Source organism: Bradyrhizobium sp. STM 3557 (assembly GCF_045571465.1).
Lineage (GTDB): Bacteria > Pseudomonadota > Alphaproteobacteria > Rhizobiales > Xanthobacteraceae > Bradyrhizobium.
On record NZ_CP120697.1, the window covers coordinates 630,581 to 647,535 of the forward strand.

Consider the following 16,955-nt stretch of genomic DNA (forward strand, 5'->3'; position numbering starts at 1 on the left):
TCCTGCTCGCGATCATTTCCCGGATGCGCCACGGGTTTTCTCACGCAATGGCATTTGAATAGTCGGTTGAGCGGGCTTCATGGCAAGAAAGCTCAAGACCTTCGAAACCTCCTTGGGCTTCTTCGATCTGGCCATCGCGGCGCCGTCGATGAAGGCGGCGCTGGAGGCGTGGGGCGCCGACAGCAACCTCTTTCATCAAGGCGTGGCCAGGGAAAGCACCGATCCTGACGTTGTCGCGGCGACCCTGGCCAAGCCCGGTGTGATCCTCAAACGCCCGGTCGGATCGAGCGGTCCGTTTCGCGAGGAGGCCGAGCTGCCAGCATCGCTGGCGCGCGGCGACAGCGGCCTGCCAGGCAAAGGCGCAAGCAGCAAGGCCGGGAAAGGACGTCCCAAGACCGGCAAACCGCCACCCCGTGCGACCGACGACAAGGCTGCCCGGAAGGCCGCGTTGGCGTTCGAGAGAGAACAGACTCGCCGCGAGCGCGCGCGGCAGAAGGAGGAGGCGGCCCGCGAGGAGGCGCGCGAGCGGCGAGAGCAAGCCGTTGCGCGCGCTCAGGCTGCGCTGGATGCGGCCGAACGGGAGCATGACAAGCGCGTCGCGGCGATCGATGCCGAGCGCGAGGCTCTTGAGGCAAAAGCGCAGGCCGAGGAAACACGTTGGATGAAGCAGCGGGCAGCACTGCAGCAGGCGCTGCGGCTGGCGCGGGAATAATCCTTCGTCTCGATCGCGAGGCGCGTCAGCTCTCCGGCAGGTGCGCAATCAAGACCTGATCTGTTGGATCGGCAAATTCGTCGGCACGCTCATGGTAGGCAGCGGCCTCGCTGTCGGTCGCGCAGCGGAGCTGAAACTGCCCCGCTGCACCTGGCCGCCTGATGCGGCAGAAGCGATCGAGCGCCAGCCGCATCCAATCCGAACGCGCCATTCGTCGCGCCCCGTCCAGGCTGTCGGCCGCAAAGGCAAAAGCAGGCCGTTCGGCGAGATCGAGAGCAAAGACTTCGGGTTGCTGTGCCATGGCGGTGATCGAACGTTGCTGCGAGGCGGCTGCATTCGGGCGAGATGTCGCCACCAGAAGTGTAGGTGCGCGGCTTGTCGCGTCAATGAAATGGTCGACCGATTTGCGCGAACCTCAAGCAACAAAGCTGCTGCCGGCGCCGTCTTCTGCAAACGCAAAATCTCCCCGCTCGTCGCCGGCGCGAGCACGCGTGACATCCCCGTCGGCATGGCTGATATGTGACTTGCGCCGATCATCGTGCGCGCAGGACAATTGCTCGCCCTGGAGGGTTTTTCTGCAAGGATCTTCCCCGCTAGCCACCGGCAAGAGCAGCAGCGTTATTATTTTGAAGCCGTGCTTGTGACCCTCGGGCCATCGGACCAACATCCATGCAAGTGCTTTCATTTCCGGGAGACGCGCATGAGCCTGATCGAAAGAGATATCGAATCGCTGCCGTTCGTCCGTGCCGAGCTGAATTATCTGGCGCCGATCGACGGCAAGCCGCGCACCTATGCGTTCGACCCGCCGCCGGGCGAGCCGAAATCGACCGCGCTGCCGGAACCGCATCACGTGCCGGTGTTCAACGGCCGCTCGATCGCAAACAGCTTCTCGCTCGATCGCGAGGGCTTCGCGCTGGTCCGGCATCCGACCAGCGTGCGCGACTTCTATGATGATAAAGAGGTGCGCGACGTCTACTATCCGGCTGCGGAGGCCTTCATCCGCACCACGCTTCATGCCGATCGCGTCGTCATCTTCGACCATACGGTCCGCAAGCGGATCGAAGGCGCCGCCGACATCCGTGGCGCCGGGCCGCGCCAGCCGGCAACCCGGGTGCATGTCGATCAGACCGACCGCTCCGGAGCCAATCGCGTCCGCGAGCACCTCGGTCCTGAGGCCGATGAACTCCTGAAGGGGCGCGTCCAGGTGATCAACCTGTGGCGGCCGATCCGGGGTCCGTTGCGAGATTCACCGCTCGCGATGTGCGACGGCAGCACGGTCGCGCCCGATGATCTGGTGGCCTCGGACCTGATCTATCCGAACCGCAGCGGCGAGACCTATTCGGTCACCTACAATCCGAACCATCGCTGGTTCTATTTCCCGGAGATGACGCCCGACGAGGCACTGCTGCTGAAGTGCTATGACTCGGCAACCGACGGCCGCACCCGGTTCGGGCCGCACACCGCCTTCGTCGATCCGACGACGCCTGCGGACGCGGCGCCGCGCGAGAGCATCGAGCTGCGGACATTGGTCTTCCATCGCCAGTGATGGCTTGCGCCCTGACAGATGAGCCGGCCCCCTTGGGCCGGTTCATCTCGTTGGCGGCGGCGCCTGACAGCTAGACTAGATCGAAATCCGCCGATCGATGGCTGCTTGCTGGACGACCATTCCCGGCAGCAGCGCCGCTCGCTTCTGCGTCAGCTGATCGGCCAGAGCAGCGCATTGATTGCGAATGTCGGGAATCGCGATGATCTCCCAGAACGCCGCGCGGGTCAGCGGGCCGATCGCAAACAGCCGCTGCGACGGCACGCCATCATCGCGCACGACCGCGCAGTCGGACGCGATCTCGATTCCGATTCGCAAGCGATCAGGACGCGCCAGCCCCTGGTCGAACAGGCTGCGCACCGCCGGATTGGTGGTGGCGCGCGGATCGCGCACGATGCCGGTGCAGTCGACGATGGCGCCGACCTCGAGGCTCTCGATCTCGGCGCGGCCGCGCCGGCGATAGCGGATGCGTGCGCCCTGCGCGCCGCCTTCGGTGCCGAGCAGCTTGGCCGCCGTCACGGTCAATTGCCCGTCTACGATCGCCTGGTTGATGCGCGCCTCGACCTCGGGCGCCATTCGGTGGCGATGCACGTCCCACCACGCCCTGGCGTGCTCGAGGAAGCTGCGCTGCGAGGCCGGCGGCAGCTCGCGCCAGAGCCGCTGGCTGAACGGCCTGATGGCGTCGAGCACGCTGCGCCAATCGCCGCCCTCGGCGGCATGAATTGCGATCCGCTGCCGCAGCCAGCGCAATAGCGTGCTCGCGCTGGCGCCGAAGGGAACGTTCTCCTCGTTGAATGCAAGAGGCGCGGTGCGGCGGTGGCCCTTGGCCATCAGGCCGCGACGTGACATCGCAATGATCGGCCCGCGATGGCCCTCGCGCAGCAGACTCAGCACATAGTCGGCCATCGTCAATCCGGTGCCCAGGATCAGCACCGTCGCGTCCTTTGCAAATCCCGGCACCGAAGGCGAAATCCAGGGATCGGCGTGCCAGGCCGAGCGGGCGGTTGCCGCATCATGGCCGGTTGCCAGCACGGCAATATCGGCAGCGAGACGCGATCCGTCGGCGAGGCTTACCGTGACATTGCTCCAGCCCTCGCTCACGGCGATACATTCGCCGCGCACGATCGAAAGCCGCCGCTCGGCGCCGCAGTCGGCCGCAACGAATGGCTCGATCAGGCTCGCGATGTAGTCGCCATAGAGGCGGCGCGGCACGAAGCAATAGGGATCGGGGCAGAGCGGATGCTGATCCGGCCGCGTCGACAGCCAGCGCCAGAAATGATCGGGATCATCCGGCAGCGCGCTCATATTGGCAGCGCGAACGTTGAGGAGATGCTCGGCATTGCCGGTGTGATAGGCGAGCCCGCGTCCGACCTCGGAGCGCTTCTCGATCAAGGTGACTTTGAAATCCGAGGCCGGATGTTGCAGCAGCTGGTAGGCGAGCAGGACGCCGGAGGCGCCGCCGCCGATGATGATCGCGTGTCGTTCCGGCAAGTAGGTCATGCGCAGATGCCTCGTCCTTCTGGAGAGCGGAGACGCGTAAGCCAGTCACACTAACACGCAAATGAACGGACTGTTCAGGAAAGAACAAAGGCCCTGTTGTCGGCCGTGTTCCCAGCCGAACTATTCCACGAAGCGCCAAGGCAAGACCGGTGATATGCCGTGGTGCCACCTGCCCGCATGATGGCGAAATTGCGGACGCCTGCGTGTCAGAGGTCCGAGCCGGTTTGGAAGGGTGCCACCGCGGAACGATGTATGTTGAGCCGCCGATGCTATGCTGCCGGTGCGGCAGAACATGCCTGTCTGGAGCCGGCGATGAGCGACAACAAGCGACCGAAATCGAATTGGGCCCAGATCATCTCGGCCGTCCTGGCGGTCCTCGGATTCGGCGTGGTGGCACTTCAGGTCAGCCACCTCCGGACCAATGCGCGCGAGACCGCGGCGCGTCAGGTCTACATGTCCTACAGCGACGCGCGGCTTCGACACCCCGAGATGACCGAGCCAGATATGGCGGAGATCCGCGCCGATCGCCTGAAATGGGTGCTCTACAAGAATTTCGTGTCGCACATGCTGTTCGCCTATGACGAGATCTTTGCGGTCTATGACCAAGAGGAGTGGCACCGAAGCTTCGAGCAGGAGGTCAGATATCACATGGACTACGTCTGCTTCGGCATGACGCCGGAGGACGACGCGACCTATTTCGTCAAGATGCGTGCCGCACTCAAGGAGCTGCGCAAATCATGCCCGGCGAAGCCGGCCACCTCCGCGCCGCGATAGTCGGCGCCCTCCCAGAGACCCAGTGCCGCCGGCGCGTAGGGACCCGAGCCGCCTGAAGGGGCCGGATGCCCGGCACGTCATGGCAGCAATGAGCTGCGCCCGGTTGAAAGTCCGGCCATCCGGCGACACGATGCGAGCATCATCAATTTGCAAACGGCCGCAGCGGCGGCCGAATTTTTCGGAAATGCCCCTCTTGATTGCCGATCTCAGGATTTTTCGCGTCCTCGTCGTTCTCGCCATCACGCAGCTCATCGGTTGGGGCACCGTCAGCCTTCCCGCAGTCATCGGACGGCAACTCGCTGCCGACCTCGGCATGGACATCGCCGCGGTGTTCGCGGGCACCTCGGTATTCTACATCGCCATGGGTATCGCCTCGCCCTGGCTGGCCGCACCGTTCACGCGCCATGGTGCGCGGCGGGTCATGATGGCCGGCACGCTGGTCGCGGTGCCCGGTTTCGCCCTGCTGGCTGCGGCGCAGGGTCCGCTCGTCTATTTCGCCGGCTGGGTGTGCCTGGGTGTCGCGGGCAGTGCGACGTTGACGACGGCGGGGCTGATCGTGCTCAACGAGGTCGCCGGCCGCAACGCCAAGAGCGCGATCGGCGCGCTGATGCTGGTGACGGGCCTGTCGAGCAGCGTGTTCTGGCCGACCACCGCCTTTCTCACGGGCCTGCTCGGCTGGCGCGGCACCTGCCTCGTCTACGCGGCGATCATGCCGCTGGTCTGCCTGCCGCTGTTTGCGTTCGGCCTGCCGCGCCGCAAGGCGGCCGATGCCACGCCGGTTCACGGTATCGCCGCGTCTGCCCCGCCGCCTGCGCCCTCGCGCAGCACGTTCTATCTGCTGCTGACGACGCTCGGGCTCTACGTGTTCGTGACCTTCGGCATGGGCGCCCTGTTGATCGAGCTGTTCAAGGCGGAGGGCCTCTCGGCCACGGAGGCCATCAGCTTCGGCTCGATGCTGGGCGTCATCCAGGTTGCCGCGCGTGCGATCGATTTTCTCGGTGGCGGCCGCTGGGACGGGATCACGACGGCGTTCGTCGCGGGCCTTGCGCTGCCCATTTCAATGCTGCTGCTGATGTCGATCGGCGGCGCCACCTGGACCGTCGCGCTGTTCATGCTGCTCTATGGCATGGGCAGTGGTGCGCTCGCGGTCGCGCGCGCGACCATGCCGTTGATCTTCTATGACAAGGCGGAGTTCACCAGGGCGATGTCGCGCATGGCGCTGCCGCTCAATATTCTCTCCGCCGTGTCCGCGCCGATCCTGGTGGCGCTGCTCACGCGCTTTGGCAGCAACGCGCTGCTCGGCCTTGCGCTGTTCTGCTCCTGCGCGGCGCTCGCCATTCTGGTGCTGCTCGGCCGGCGGCGGCCGCGGGCGGTCGCTGCGGCGTGACGGCTCGGTCCAACATGCTTGCGATCACGCGCCGCAGCTCGATGGTTGGCGTGCCTTTCTAGATCGGGCTCGGTCCCGGAGGACGGCAGCCGTAGAAGGGGCGACCGGCCCGGCTTGCAGGCAGCCATGCCAGCTTCATGCCGCGCCCGTGATACTCGTCGCACCCTATTGGCATGAATGCGCGTGAGATTGTCTTGCAGGAGGTCGGCTCCGCTTTCGTGACATGGGCGAACGGGTAAGCAACGGCTCATCGGCTTCGGATCGCGCAGGTCGAGCGAGCGCCAGCTTCGCATCTCGGATGGGAGCGACGCGTGAAATGCGATAGACTGGCCAGCGATGGCGCCCGGTTGCGCCTGTGATCTGACCGAGTGGGGAGGCTTTCCCGATGGATCTGGATCGCTACAAAAAGCCGATCGCCATGAGCGAACCTGGGCGTCACGCTGATCTCTTCGAGGGCCTATCGCGCGATCCCGGTGCACTTGCAGACGCCGTGCAGGGGCTGCTGATCCATCAGCACATTGCGCCCGCGTATGGAGTGACGCTCGGCCCCGACCAGCTGGCTCAATCCCACCTGCGCGGGGTCGAGCAGATAGTGGACGAGATCGTCGCGCGCGACCAACGGCCTCTGTCCGTATCGCGAGACGCAGACAAGCGGCAGGTCGGCGTCTGCCGGCACTTCACGCTGCTACACGTCGCGATGCTGCGCAGCCACGGCGTTGCGGCGCGGGCCCGCTGCGGCTTCGGCGCCTATTTCGAGAAGGGCAGGTATCTCGATCATTGGGTGACGGAATACTGGGATGAGATGAGTGGGCGCTGGATCCTGTTCGATGCGCAGCTCGATGCCCGCCAACGTGAGCTCTTCGGCATCGCGTTCGATCCCCACGACGTCCCGCGGGATCAGTTCGTCGTGGCGGGCGATGCCTGGTCGCTCTGCCGCAGCGGAGCGGCCGATCCGGACGCCTTCGGCATCCTCGACATGCACGGGCTGTGGTTCATCGCCGGCAATCTCATTCGCGACCTCGCCGCGCTGAACAACCACGAGATGCTGCCATGGGACATCTGGGGCGCCATGCCCCGGCAGGACAGTGAGATGGATCTTGCGTTTTTCGACTCGTTGGCCGTCGTCAGCTCCGCACCTGACGCTCACCTCGACGAGCTTGATGCGCTCAATCGCGATGCGCGGGTGAGCGTGCCGCGCGCCGTGTTCAACGCAGAGCTCAGGTGCGTGCAGGAGCTATGAGGATGCTGGGCTCGGCTCAGCTGTCCACCTTGAGCGCGGCGATGAAGGCTTCCTGCGGGATGTCGACCTTGCCGAACTGCCGCATCTTCTTCTTGCCTTCCTTCTGTTTCTCCAGAAGCTTGCGCTTGCGCGTGATGTCGCCGCCATAGCACTTGGCGGTAACGTCCTTGCGCAGCGCCCGCACGGTCTCGCGCGCGATCACCTTGCCGCCGATCGCCGCCTGGATCGGAATCTGGAACATGTGCGGCGGAATCAGCTCCTTCATCTTCTCGACCATGGCGCGGCCGCGGCCTTCGGCGCGGGTGCGATGCACGAGCATCGACAGCGCGTCGACCGGCTCGGCATTGACAAGGATCTGCATCTTGACGAGGTCGGCCGGCTTGTAGTCGGTCAAATGATAGTCGAACGAAGCATAGCCCTTGGAGACCGATTTCAGGCGATCGTAGAAATCGAACACCACCTCGTTGAGCGGCAGGTCGTATTTCACCATCGCGCGGCTGCCGACGTAGGTGAGCTCCTTCTGATTGCCGCGGCGATCCTGGCAGAGCTTCAGCACGCTGCCGAGATATTCGTCCGGCGTGAGGATGGTGGCCTCGATCCAGGGCTCGTCGATCTCGGCGATCTTGACTAGGTCGGGCATGTCGACGGGATTGTGGATCTCGATCTCGCTGCCGTCGGTCAGCTTCATCTTGTAGATGACGCTCGGTGCGGTGGCGATCAAATTGAGATCGAACTCGCGGCTCAGCCGCTCCTGGATGATCTCCAGATGCAAGAGGCCGAGGAAGCCGCAGCGGAAGCCGAAGCCGAGCGCGGCTGAGGTCTCCATCTCGAAGGAGAAGCTGGCGTCGTTGAGGCGCAGCTTGCCCATCGCGCCACGCAAGGTCTCGAAATCGTCGGCATCGACCGGGAACAGGCCGCAGAACACCACCGGCACGGCCGGCTTGAAGCCCGGCAGCATCTCGGAAACCGGCTTGCGGTCGTCGGTGATGGTGTCGCCCACGCGGGTGTCCGCGACTTCCTTGATCGCGGCGGTGATGAAGCCGATCTCGCCGGGCCCGAGCTCGTCGACCTGCTGCATCTTCGGCGTGAAGAAGCCGACGCGCTCGACATCATAGGCCGCGCCCGTGCCCATCATGCGAACGCGCTGGCCCTTCTTCATCACCCCGTCGACGATGCGCACCAGCACCACGACGCCGAGATAGACATCGTACCAGCTGTCGACCAGGAGCGCCTTCAAGGTCGCGTCGCGATCGCCCTTCGGGGGCGGCAGGCGGGTGACGATCGCCTCCAGCACGTCGGGGATGCCAAGGCCGGTCTTGGCGGAGATCATCACCGCGTCGGACGCGTCGATGCCGATCACGTCCTCGATCTGCTGCTTGATCTTCTCCGGCTCGGCGGCCGGCAGGTCGATCTTGTTGAGGACCGGGACGATCTCGTGATTGTTGTCGAGCGCCTGGTAGACATTGGCGAGCGTCTGCGCCTCGACGCCCTGGCTGGCGTCGACCACCAAGAGCGAGCCCTCGCAGGCGGCCAGCGACCGCGAGACCTCGTAGGCGAAGTCGACGTGGCCGGGCGTGTCCATCAGGTTGAAGATGTAGTCCTTGCCGTCCTTGGCGCGGTAATGCAGGCGCACCGTCTGCGCCTTGATGGTAATGCCGCGCTCGCGCTCGATATCCATCGAGTCGAGCACCTGCTCCTTGCCCGCCATCTCGCGGTCCGACAGGCCGCCCGTCATCTGGATCAGGCGGTCGGCCAGGGTCGATTTTCCATGGTCGATATGGGCGACGATGGAGAAGTTGCGGATGTTCGGAATGGGGACGGTCGTCATGGGCCGCGCCAATAGCATTCGCACCCAAAACCAGCAACCATATTGCTGGATTTCAGGCGCCTTCCTTCACGCCAAGCTGATTCCAACGCACCTGAAAACGGGGTACTGACGGGCATGTCGACTGCCTCTTTCCTGCCTGCCGCCGCACGTCCGCGCGGCCGTTCTCCGGTCGCCCGGCTCTCGGCCTGGTTGGCCGCGCGAGCCAGCGATCCCGCCACCTCGACCTGGCTCGTGCTCGTCTTCGCGGTGGTTCACGCCGTGATCTGGACCCTGATCCTGATCAACCTGAAAGCGGCGCAGGACATCCACATGGATGTCGCCGAGGCCTATGCCTGGGGAAGTAAGTTCCTGCTTGGCTACGGCAAGCATCCGCCGCTGTCGGGCTGGATTGCCGGGCTCTGGTTCATGCTGTTCCCGGTCAAGGACTGGGCCACCTACGCGCTGGCGATGACGACGGTGAGCACCGGGCTCGTCATCTGCTGGTTCGTCAGCCTGCAAGTGGTCGATCGGCGCCGCGCCTTCTTCACCGTCGTGATGCTCGCGCTCTACCCGACCTTCAATTTCAAGGGCTACAAATACAATCCGGACCTGCTGCAGCTCGTCACGCTGCCGCTGCTGATGCTGGCCTATCTCGATGCCTTCAAGAAGCGCAGCGTCCTGTCCGGCATTTGGCTGGGGCTGGCGGGCGCGCTGGCGCTGCTGACCAAATATTGGGTGGTGACCATGATCGGCGCCATTGGCCTGGCCGCGCTGATCCACCCGGAGCGCGTCCGGTTCCTGAAATCGCCCGCGCCCTGGGTCGGCATCGTCACCATGCTGGTGGTTTTGATTCCGCATCTGGTCTGGCTGGTCGACGTCGAATTCGTGCCGCTGACCTATGCCGGCGACGTTTACAGCCTGTCCGACAGGTCGAAGAGCGCGCAACTCGTGCTCGGCTATGTCGGGCATAACCTTGCGCTGCTGGCGCTTCCCTTGACGCTGGCGGCGCTGGTGATGGCTTGGCCCGTCAAGCATATGTGGCGCAACTGGCGGCGCGGTCCCAATCCGGGCGTCGACACGGCGCAGGCCCTCAACGTCTGGCTGGTGCAGGCCATCGTCGCGGTCGGGCCGCCGCTCGGCGGGCTTGCCTTCACCATCTACGTCAAGACCGACTGGGGCATCTCGCTGTTCTTCCTGGTGCCCTTGGCGCTGGTGGCAATCCCGGCCTTAAGGTTGCGCAGGGCGGCATTGGTGCGGCTTACGGTGCTGTGGCTGGTGCTGTCGGTGGCGACGCTGGTCGCCTCGCCCTCGATCGCGCTCCGCGACATGAAGGCCAATCCCAACGGCACCACCGGCTATGGCGCGCGCTCGCAGCTGGCGCGCGAGCTGACCGAGATCTGGCATGCCCGGTTCGGCACGCCCTGGACTGTTGCCGCGGGCTATTCGGAGATGAATACGCCGATGACCTTCTACAGCCCGGATCATCCGCGGCCGTACACGGTGCCCTATACGCCGGACGAAGCCTGGGGCTCAGGTCTGACCTCGCTCGATGATCTCACGCGCGACGGCTTCATCGGCGTCTGCGACACCACCGACAACAGGATCGCCGCTTGCGAGGCCTGGATGAAAGAGCACGGGCCGAACGCCGAGCAGCTCGTGATGACCACCCAGCGCTTCTTCCGCGGCGTGGCGGGTCCGTCGATCGCGTGGAAGGTGTTCGTCGTGCCGCCGGGCAAGTGAAGTGGGACGAACGCGTTTGACCGGCTGATTCCGGAACGCAGCAGACCGAATTTGGTGCCGGCAGCGGCGAGCACAGCGCCGATGCCGTCGCCGAGACGCCGCTTGAGATAGTTGCGCACCGTGCGGTGCTCGGCCTTGACGTGGTCGGCGATAGGCTCGACAAGCTGCACAACGAATCACCCGTGACCCGGTGGTATTTCATTGCGGTGAATGCCAGGACGTTCGCGGCAAAGTCGGATGATGGTGACCTGCAGGGCTACCCCGGTATCGTACGGGAAGCCCGGCGCATCCCGCGGAAAAATAAGCATTTTTTAACGAGCGCCAGAATCTGGCCCGATTGATCTCCCGATCCGTCCCAATCGCAGTCGTCATTTGGACGAATTTGGACGCGATTTGATACACGCAAAGGGATATTTCCGGACCAAGGCACAACAATCAAGGGTCCGAGCGCTCCCGCCGTAAAGCCAGAACATTGGAGATCTGCATGGAGCGAACGGCGCATCGCCGGCGGTCGCGCGACCCTGACGTTTTCGATCACTTCGACCAGGTCGTTACCCGCATCCCGCGTGGCCCTCGAATCGTCACCGATGCGCAGATGCCTGCGGCCGACGACTACGATGCCTCCGACTCGCTGCCAGTCTTTCTCAGTGAGCCCGACGGCGCGCCCGATCCGGCGGAGTTCACCGTCCGGATGCGCCGACGCTCCGCCGCCAAATGGCGCGTTATGGCAGCGGGCGTTGCGCTGGTTTCGCTGGCCGCGTTCGCGACCGTCTATCATTGGGACCTCGGCCAACTTCCGGCCGACAAGGCCAGGGGCGCGCTCGAGGCTGCCGCGGATGCGGCCGCAACCGCTCTGACGCCGCGGGATTTGCAAGCGGCGCCTGCGCCGGTTGCACCCGAGGTGAGCGGCGAAGCGATCACCCCGGCGTATGAGAGCGCGACGCAAAGCCAAGCGCCCATCGTCGAGGTTCCCGCCGCGACGCAAGTGCCAGCCACCCTCCCTCCGCCTGCGGCTTTCCCGCAGCCGGAAGCCAAGCCGACGATCCATCATTTAGCGCCGGAGGAAGTGGCCTCACTGCTCGTGCGGGGCGACACCCTAATTGCGAGCGGCGACGTTGCGGCGGCTCGCCTCGTGCTGCGGCGGGCAGCGGAGGCCGGAAACGCTCGCGCCGCTGCGACGCTGGCAGGAACCTACGATCCTGCCGTTCTGGCCAAGCTCGGCGTCCATGGCATCGTACCGGATATCGAGATGGCGCGGGCTTGGTACGAGAAAGCCAAGCAGTTCGGCTCGACGGAGGCATCTCGGCGCCTCGAAACACTCGCAAGCAAGCGGCCGTAGTCGGTTCGCCGCTTCTCTTCGAGACTGAATCGCAGCGGCGGCCTTTGGCCGCCGGCTGATCGACGCCGGCCGTCATAAGGCCGCGCACTGGCTCGCGGCACTCATGACGTGCCGCAAATCATCCAAGGGTAGATAATGGGCATCTTCAACACGACTGCTAGAAATCTCTTTGTGTGCCTGTCGGCATTTTCCATTCTTGCGACGTCAGCCGTCGCCGCGCGGCCCGCCTCGCCGCAACCGCGCCAACAGTCCACCGGCAGCTACGAGCAGAAGAAGCGGGAGGCCAATGACATCGCGGTGTCAATCGTGGTGTCTGGCATCTCGTGCACCTGCGCCAGGTTCGCCGAGGACATCCGCAACGTCGTCAACGATTTGAGTCCGGACGGCGTGCGTGTTCTGCCGGTCATTGGGGTCGGCGGACTTCAGAACCTGAAGGACGTGCTGTTCCTCAAGAACATGGATATGGCCGTTGTCGACGAGGACAACATGCGGCTCCTCAAGAAAACCGATCCGGCGCTCTATGCCAACATCGAGCAGCACGTCCAATACATTACGAAGCTCTACAATTCCGAGTTCCAGGTCCTCGCCCGCAACGACATCAAGTCCTACGACGACCTGCGCGGCAAGAACGTCAATTTCAATCTGAAGAACAGCCAGACCGAGGTGACTGCCGACACCGTCTTCAATTCGTTGAACATCCCGGTGCAACGCAGCTATTACGATAACGATGAAGCGCTCAAAAGGCTGATCTCGGGAGAGATCTCGGCGATGATCATCCTGACGGGAGCGCCGCAGGTGACCCTGGCGAGCGTGAAGAAGGAAGATGGTTTGCACTTCCTGCCGCTCGATCAGGAAAGCCTGCCGAACCATGATCTGCGCGAATTGTTCTCGAACTATCTCCCGGCGGAGCTCACGCACGACACCTATCCGAAGCTGATCCCGGAGGGCACCACCGTCCCGACGGTTGCCAACCGCGCGCTGCTCGTCGCCTATACCTGGCCGGAGAACTCAGTGCGCTACAACCGGGTGGCCAAGTTCGTCGACGCGTTCTTCAGCAAGATCGATCAGTTCAACAGCCGATCACGGCATCCCAAGTGGCGTGAGGTCAATCTCGCGGCCGAAATGCCCGGCTGGACGCGCTTCAAGCCCGCAGCCGATTGGCTGGCGACCCACCGCAACCAGCCGGTGGCCTCCACCTCCGACGGCGCGCCGGACCAATCTGCCGAGCTGAAGTCGGCTTTCGAGAGGTTCCTGCAAAGCTATGCTTCCTCGTCCGGGCGCAAGACGCTCTCGGGCCCGGAACGTGAGCAGCTCTTCGCGCGTTTCGTGAAATACCTCGCCGAGACGAAGGCGGAACAGGCGGCGCGCTAGCGCATGATCCGCCGGAGCGTGCGGCGATTTTCCGAAGGATCATGCTCAATCAAAGAGATGAGATCATGATGCGATTCCGTCTGACCGCGTCATGATCTGACCCGACGGGGACCAGTACGATGCGAGGGCTAGTCCCGGCTTGCACCAGGCGCGAGCCGGGCTATCTCCTGGCTTGAGCGCGTTTTCAAGCGAAGTGGAGACCGGTTGGCGTGGAGAAAACGCGTTAAAACGAAAATCTAGAGCCCCGTTCGGATTCAATCGGAACGGAAAAGCTCTAGTCCGGGCGCGTCCAACGGCCCGGCAGATGCCGTCGCAAATCAAAGAGGAGAGAGCCTCCATGATCGACCGGCGTACCCTCATGAAGCATTCCGGCGCCGCCCTCGCGGCGCTCGGCACGGAAATGGCGGCGGCGCCTGTGCGCGCTCTTGCGGAGGCTATCGAGCTGCCCTTCGCGAACGGCCAGCGGCCGCTGGTCCGCTATCCGCAAAAGCGTCCGATGATCGGTCTGACCAGCAGGCCGCCCCAGCTTGAAACGCCGTTCTCCGTCTTCAATGACGGCGCCATCACGCCGAACGATGCCTTCTTCGTCCGTTACCATCTCGCGAACATCCCGCTGAGCATCGACCCGGCCACGTTCTCGATCGAGATCAAGGGCAAGGTCGACAAGCCCATGCAATTGTCGCTGGCCGAAATCAAGAAGATGCCGGCCATCGAGATCGTGGCGGTCAATCAGTGCTCGGGCAACAGCCGCGGATTGTTCGATCCGCGCATCGCGGGCGGGCAATTGGCGAACGGCGCCATGGGCAATGCACGCTGGAGGGGCGTACCGCTCAAGGCTGTGCTCGACAAGGCCGGCGTCCAGCAGGGCGCCCGCCAGGTCACCTTCAACGGCCTTGACGGTCCGGTCATGGACAAGACGCCCGATTTCATCAAGGCGCTCGACATCGATCACGCGCGGGACGGCGAAGTCATGCTCGCTTATTCGATGAACGGCGGGGATCTCCCGTGGCTGAACGGTTTCCCGCTGCGTCTGGTGGTGCCGGGTTATTACGGCACCTATTGGGTCAAGCACCTCAACGAAATCACCGTCATCGATAATGTCTTCGACGGCTTCTGGATGAAGTCCGCCTACCGCATCCCCGACAATGAGTGCCACTGCGTCGATCCGGGAACCGCACCGAAGGCCACCATTCCGATCAATCGATTCGACGTGAGGTCGTTCATCACCAGCGTGGCGGACGGCGCGACGGTCAAGGCCGGTGCGCAGCTCGCACTGAAGGGCATCGCCTTTGACGGCGGCAAGGGCATCAAGGACGTTGCCGTTTCGACCGACGGCGGAAAGACCTGGGCGCAGGCCGCCCTTGGCAAGGACCTCGGCAAATACTCCTTCCGTGAGTGGCACATGCCGATCAAGCTGGCGGCAGGCAGCCATGAACTGAAGGTGCGCGCGACCAGCAACGGCGGCGAGACACAGCCGATGGAGCCGCGTTGGAATCCGGCCGGCTACATGCGCAACGTGGTCGAAGCCGTTCGCGTCAGGGCGGCGTAAGGAGCCTATCATGAGATGGTCGATACTGGTCGCGTTCGCGGCCCTCGCCGGACTGAGTGCCCCCCTCTGCTTGGGTCTCGCGCCGGTCGGCGCAAAGCCGATCGAGTACAAGCTGCCAAGTGAGACGTCGGCGTTCAAGCCCGGCCCCAACCTGGACGTCGTGCAAAACAATTGCACAGGCTGTCATTCGGCGGATTACGTCGCCACTCAGCCTCGCGGACCTAAGTTCAAGGAGGATTTCTGGAAGGCCGAAGTGAACAAGATGATCAACGTCTACGGCGCGCCGATCGAGCAGGCAGATATCGGCAAGATCGTGGACTATCTCGTCCGAAGCTATTCCGACTGACGCAGAACCGGCGCGGAGGGCGGAAGAGCAGAGCGTATCGTGCTGACGACGTCATTCCGCGTCGCCGCCACATGGCGCGTTGCGGAATGACGATGGCGAGAGCGCGGACGTCGCCTCATACGCCTTCTTCGTGGAATTTGTCGTTGACGAGATCGGTGATGGCGGCAAGCGCGGCCTCGGCCTCTGGCCCGGCTACGGACACCAGGATCGTAGTGCCGGGTGCTGCGGCGAGCATCATCAGGCCCATGATGGAACGACCGCCGACCGTCTCACCGCCGCGGGTGACCCAGACCTCGGCCTGAAAGCGTTCGACGGTCTGGACGAATTTGGCTGAGGCGCGCGCGTGCAGACCGCGTTTGTTGGTGATGAGAAGCTCGCGAGACAAGGCATCTGGGGGCACGCCCGGCCCGGCCACATGGTCCTGCGGGGCGTCCTCGTCGCTCATTTGCCGGCAAGCACCCGACTGGCGATGGTGACGTATTTTCGGCCGGCTTCCTGGGCCATCGCGATCGCATCGGGAAGCGAGCGTTCTTCGCGGACCTTGGCGAGCTTGACCAGCATCGGAAGGTTGATGCCTGCAAGCACCTCGACCTTGGGCCGGCTCATGCAGGAAATTGCGAGATTCGACGGCGTGCCGCCGAACATGTCGGTGAGGATGGCGACGCCGTCGCCGGTATCAACACGGTTTACCGCTTCAATGATGTCGCTGCGACAAAGATCTGAATCGTCGTCGGCGCCGATTGTCACGGCTTCGATTTGTTTTTGAGGACCCATGACATGTTCCAGCGCCGCCCTGAATTCGTCGGCGAGGCGCCCATGGGTCACCAGTACCAGGCCAATCATCGGATACTCCTCGCGGGCGCCTTGGGTGCACCGCACGAACGCGCCACTTTGACCATCCAGAGCCCCCGCGCAAGAGGGGATGTTTGCCTTCACCCGATAACTGACTTGCGGAAAGGAGAAGTGGCGCCGGTCTATTCGGTCGCGATAGTGCCGGTGATATGGTTACCAATTCCCTTCACACAATTGGCCGAAAGATTACCGGAACATGAAGTTTCGGTGGTGATCAGAGCAGCTGCAACCTGGAAAAAGGGCGAAAAGCCGGCGCCAATCGGAATTCTCGGTAATAACACACCGTTAAGAGAGGTCTTTAACGCACCCGGCGGCGGCAGGCGCTCGGCGTCGTCCGCCATCAAATCGACAACGAATCCGATCCTCGCTTCGCGCACGAAGTCGCAGGCGCGGATGCCGAGCCCGCGAATCTCGATCAGGCCGGCCAATTGTTCGACAGGTCGCACCCAAACTTCTTGGCCGCGTGTGTCGAGTTGGACACGGTCATCGCCGACCAGAACGGCCGGCGGGATCTGTCCCGACCGGCCGGCCAGGATGAGCTCGAGCGCAAGCCTTGACTTGCCGGCGCCGGAAGGGCCGCGGATCAGGACGGCCTGTTCGCCGATCTTGACGGCCGAGGCATGAATGCTGGGACCGGTTTTTGGCGGCTGCTCGTGCATCACATCAGCACGCACCTTTTCACGCCCTTTGGCAAGCCGCGAAGCCTTGACGTGTAGACTTGACCCTTGCTGGCCGGCGACGCCTCAGGGGCGAACGTCAATCCGTTCCAAGCGCCGTGCCGTGCCTCTCGGCGCG

At 64.0% G+C, this 16,955-nt stretch carries 17 protein-coding genes; 10 read left to right on the forward strand and 7 right to left on the reverse strand.

The annotated features are described in order from the left end of the window. Positions 1-79 precede the first annotated feature (79 nt). Entirely contained in the window at positions 80-712 is a 633-nt protein-coding gene (locus tag P6U24_RS02915; protein WP_407157704.1) for a cell envelope biogenesis protein TolA, read from the forward strand. A gap of 25 nt (positions 713-737) precedes the next feature. Here P6U24_RS02915 and P6U24_RS02920 read toward each other — a convergent pair whose 3' ends face one another. Both P6U24_RS02920 and P6U24_RS02925 read right to left on the reverse strand, forming a co-directional pair. Beyond that, entirely contained in the window at positions 738-1,013 is a 276-nt protein-coding gene (locus P6U24_RS02920) for a hypothetical protein (RefSeq protein ID WP_407157705.1), read from the reverse strand. A 114-nt stretch (positions 1,014-1,127) separates the two neighbouring features. Next, entirely contained in the window at positions 1,128-1,397 is a 270-nt protein-coding gene (locus P6U24_RS02925) for a hypothetical protein (RefSeq protein ID WP_407157706.1), read from the reverse strand. A gap of 15 nt (positions 1,398-1,412) precedes the next feature. Between P6U24_RS02925 and P6U24_RS02930 the strand changes: the two genes are divergently transcribed. Beyond that, entirely contained in the window at positions 1,413-2,258 is an 846-nt protein-coding gene (locus tag P6U24_RS02930) for a CmcJ/NvfI family oxidoreductase (protein ID WP_407157707.1), read from the forward strand. Between the two features lie 75 nt (positions 2,259-2,333). Here P6U24_RS02930 and P6U24_RS02935 read toward each other — a convergent pair whose 3' ends face one another. Then, positions 2,334-3,755 carry an FAD/NAD(P)-binding protein gene (locus P6U24_RS02935; protein ID WP_407157708.1) on the reverse strand — a complete coding sequence of 474 codons (1,422 nt, stop codon included), beginning with the start codon at positions 3,753-3,755 and terminating at the stop codon, positions 2,334-2,336. 312 nt (positions 3,756-4,067) lie between these two features. Here P6U24_RS02935 and P6U24_RS02940 point away from each other — a divergent pair, with 312 nt between their 5' ends. The 3 genes from P6U24_RS02940 (at position 4,068) to P6U24_RS02950 (ending at position 7,156) form a co-directional block, all read left to right on the forward strand. Continuing rightward, positions 4,068-4,529, forward strand: coding sequence for a hypothetical protein (locus tag P6U24_RS02940; RefSeq protein WP_407157709.1), 462 nt, complete (start codon positions 4,068-4,070; stop codon positions 4,527-4,529). Between the two features lie 184 nt (positions 4,530-4,713). After that, a complete protein-coding gene (locus tag P6U24_RS02945; RefSeq protein ID WP_407157710.1) occupies positions 4,714-5,916 on the forward strand; it encodes an MFS transporter in 1,203 nt (400 codons plus the stop codon). 385 nt (positions 5,917-6,301) lie between these two features. Beyond that, entirely contained in the window at positions 6,302-7,156 is an 855-nt protein-coding gene (locus P6U24_RS02950) for a transglutaminase-like domain-containing protein (protein ID WP_407157711.1), read from the forward strand. A 16-nt stretch (positions 7,157-7,172) separates the two neighbouring features. On the opposite strand, the gene lepA is transcribed toward P6U24_RS02950, so the two are convergent. Next, on the reverse strand, positions 7,173-8,984 hold the full coding sequence (gene lepA / locus P6U24_RS02955; protein ID WP_407157712.1) for a translation elongation factor 4: 1,812 nt from the start codon (positions 8,982-8,984) through the stop codon (positions 7,173-7,175). A 114-nt stretch (positions 8,985-9,098) separates the two neighbouring features. Here lepA and P6U24_RS02960 point away from each other — a divergent pair, with 114 nt between their 5' ends. The 5 genes from P6U24_RS02960 to P6U24_RS02980 all read left to right on the forward strand — a co-directional run bounded on the left by P6U24_RS02960 (position 9,099) and on the right by P6U24_RS02980 (position 15,308). Then, positions 9,099-10,703 (forward strand): glycosyltransferase family 39 protein, encoded by a 1,605-nt coding sequence (locus P6U24_RS02960; RefSeq protein ID WP_407157713.1) that lies wholly within the window; start codon positions 9,099-9,101, stop codon positions 10,701-10,703. Positions 10,704-11,187: 484 nt separating this feature from the next. Further along, on the forward strand, positions 11,188-12,042 hold the full coding sequence (locus P6U24_RS02965) for a hypothetical protein (protein ID WP_407157714.1): 855 nt from the start codon (positions 11,188-11,190) through the stop codon (positions 12,040-12,042). A gap of 135 nt (positions 12,043-12,177) precedes the next feature. Then, positions 12,178-13,413 carry a TAXI family TRAP transporter solute-binding subunit gene (locus P6U24_RS02970; protein ID WP_407157715.1) on the forward strand — a complete coding sequence of 412 codons (1,236 nt, stop codon included), beginning with the start codon at positions 12,178-12,180 and terminating at the stop codon, positions 13,411-13,413. 337 nt (positions 13,414-13,750) lie between these two features. Then, positions 13,751-14,962, forward strand: a complete 1,212-nt coding sequence (locus tag P6U24_RS02975; RefSeq protein ID WP_407160755.1) for a molybdopterin-dependent oxidoreductase — start codon at positions 13,751-13,753, stop codon at positions 14,960-14,962. A 10-nt stretch (positions 14,963-14,972) separates the two neighbouring features. Beyond that, the gene (locus P6U24_RS02980; RefSeq protein WP_407157716.1) at positions 14,973-15,308 is read left to right on the forward strand and encodes a cytochrome c; all 336 of its coding nucleotides are present in this window, start codon (positions 14,973-14,975) and stop codon (positions 15,306-15,308) included. Positions 15,309-15,423: 115 nt separating this feature from the next. Here P6U24_RS02980 and P6U24_RS02985 read toward each other — a convergent pair whose 3' ends face one another. The 3 genes from P6U24_RS02985 to P6U24_RS02995 form a co-directional block, all read right to left on the reverse strand. Continuing rightward, entirely contained in the window at positions 15,424-15,753 is a 330-nt protein-coding gene (locus P6U24_RS02985; protein ID WP_407157717.1) for an HPr family phosphocarrier protein, read from the reverse strand. Beyond that, positions 15,750-16,151 carry a PTS sugar transporter subunit IIA gene (locus P6U24_RS02990; protein WP_006611446.1) on the reverse strand — a complete coding sequence of 134 codons (402 nt, stop codon included), beginning with the start codon at positions 16,149-16,151 and terminating at the stop codon, positions 15,750-15,752. The genes P6U24_RS02985 and P6U24_RS02990 overlap by 4 nt, the downstream gene beginning before the upstream one ends. 131 nt (positions 16,152-16,282) lie before the next feature. Then, complete coding sequence (locus P6U24_RS02995) at positions 16,283-16,819, reverse strand: HPr kinase/phosphorylase (protein WP_407160756.1); 537 nt, start codon at positions 16,817-16,819, stop codon at positions 16,283-16,285. Positions 16,820-16,955: the final 136 nt, after the last annotated feature.

Coding starts and splice junctions, on each gene's coding strand:
- P6U24_RS02950 (WP_407157711.1), top strand. CDS start 6,302: ATGGATCTGGATCGCTACAAAAAGCCGATCGCCATGAGCGAACCTGGG.
- P6U24_RS02915 (WP_407157704.1), top strand. CDS start 80: ATGGCAAGAAAGCTCAAGACCTTCGAAACCTCCTTGGGCTTCTTCGAT.
- P6U24_RS02945 (WP_407157710.1), top strand. CDS start 4,714: ATGCCCCTCTTGATTGCCGATCTCAGGATTTTTCGCGTCCTCGTCGTT.
- P6U24_RS02960 (WP_407157713.1), top strand. CDS start 9,099: ATGTCGACTGCCTCTTTCCTGCCTGCCGCCGCACGTCCGCGCGGCCGT.
- P6U24_RS02940 (WP_407157709.1), top strand. CDS start 4,068: ATGAGCGACAACAAGCGACCGAAATCGAATTGGGCCCAGATCATCTCG.
- P6U24_RS02970 (WP_407157715.1), top strand. CDS start 12,178: ATGGGCATCTTCAACACGACTGCTAGAAATCTCTTTGTGTGCCTGTCG.
- lepA (WP_407157712.1), bottom strand. CDS start 8,984: ATGACGACCGTCCCCATTCCGAACATCCGCAACTTCTCCATCGTCGCC.
- P6U24_RS02980 (WP_407157716.1), top strand. CDS start 14,973: ATGAGATGGTCGATACTGGTCGCGTTCGCGGCCCTCGCCGGACTGAGT.
- P6U24_RS02995 (WP_407160756.1), bottom strand. CDS start 16,819: ATGCACGAGCAGCCGCCAAAAACCGGTCCCAGCATTCATGCCTCGGCC.
- P6U24_RS02990 (WP_006611446.1), bottom strand. CDS start 16,151: ATGATTGGCCTGGTACTGGTGACCCATGGGCGCCTCGCCGACGAATTC.
- P6U24_RS02920 (WP_407157705.1), bottom strand. CDS start 1,013: ATGGCACAGCAACCCGAAGTCTTTGCTCTCGATCTCGCCGAACGGCCT.
- P6U24_RS02975 (WP_407160755.1), top strand. CDS start 13,751: ATGATCGACCGGCGTACCCTCATGAAGCATTCCGGCGCCGCCCTCGCG.
- P6U24_RS02925 (WP_407157706.1), bottom strand. CDS start 1,397: ATGAAAGCACTTGCATGGATGTTGGTCCGATGGCCCGAGGGTCACAAG.
- P6U24_RS02985 (WP_407157717.1), bottom strand. CDS start 15,753: ATGAGCGACGAGGACGCCCCGCAGGACCATGTGGCCGGGCCGGGCGTG.
- P6U24_RS02935 (WP_407157708.1), bottom strand. CDS start 3,755: ATGACCTACTTGCCGGAACGACACGCGATCATCATCGGCGGCGGCGCC.
- P6U24_RS02965 (WP_407157714.1), top strand. CDS start 11,188: ATGGAGCGAACGGCGCATCGCCGGCGGTCGCGCGACCCTGACGTTTTC.
- P6U24_RS02930 (WP_407157707.1), top strand. CDS start 1,413: ATGAGCCTGATCGAAAGAGATATCGAATCGCTGCCGTTCGTCCGTGCC.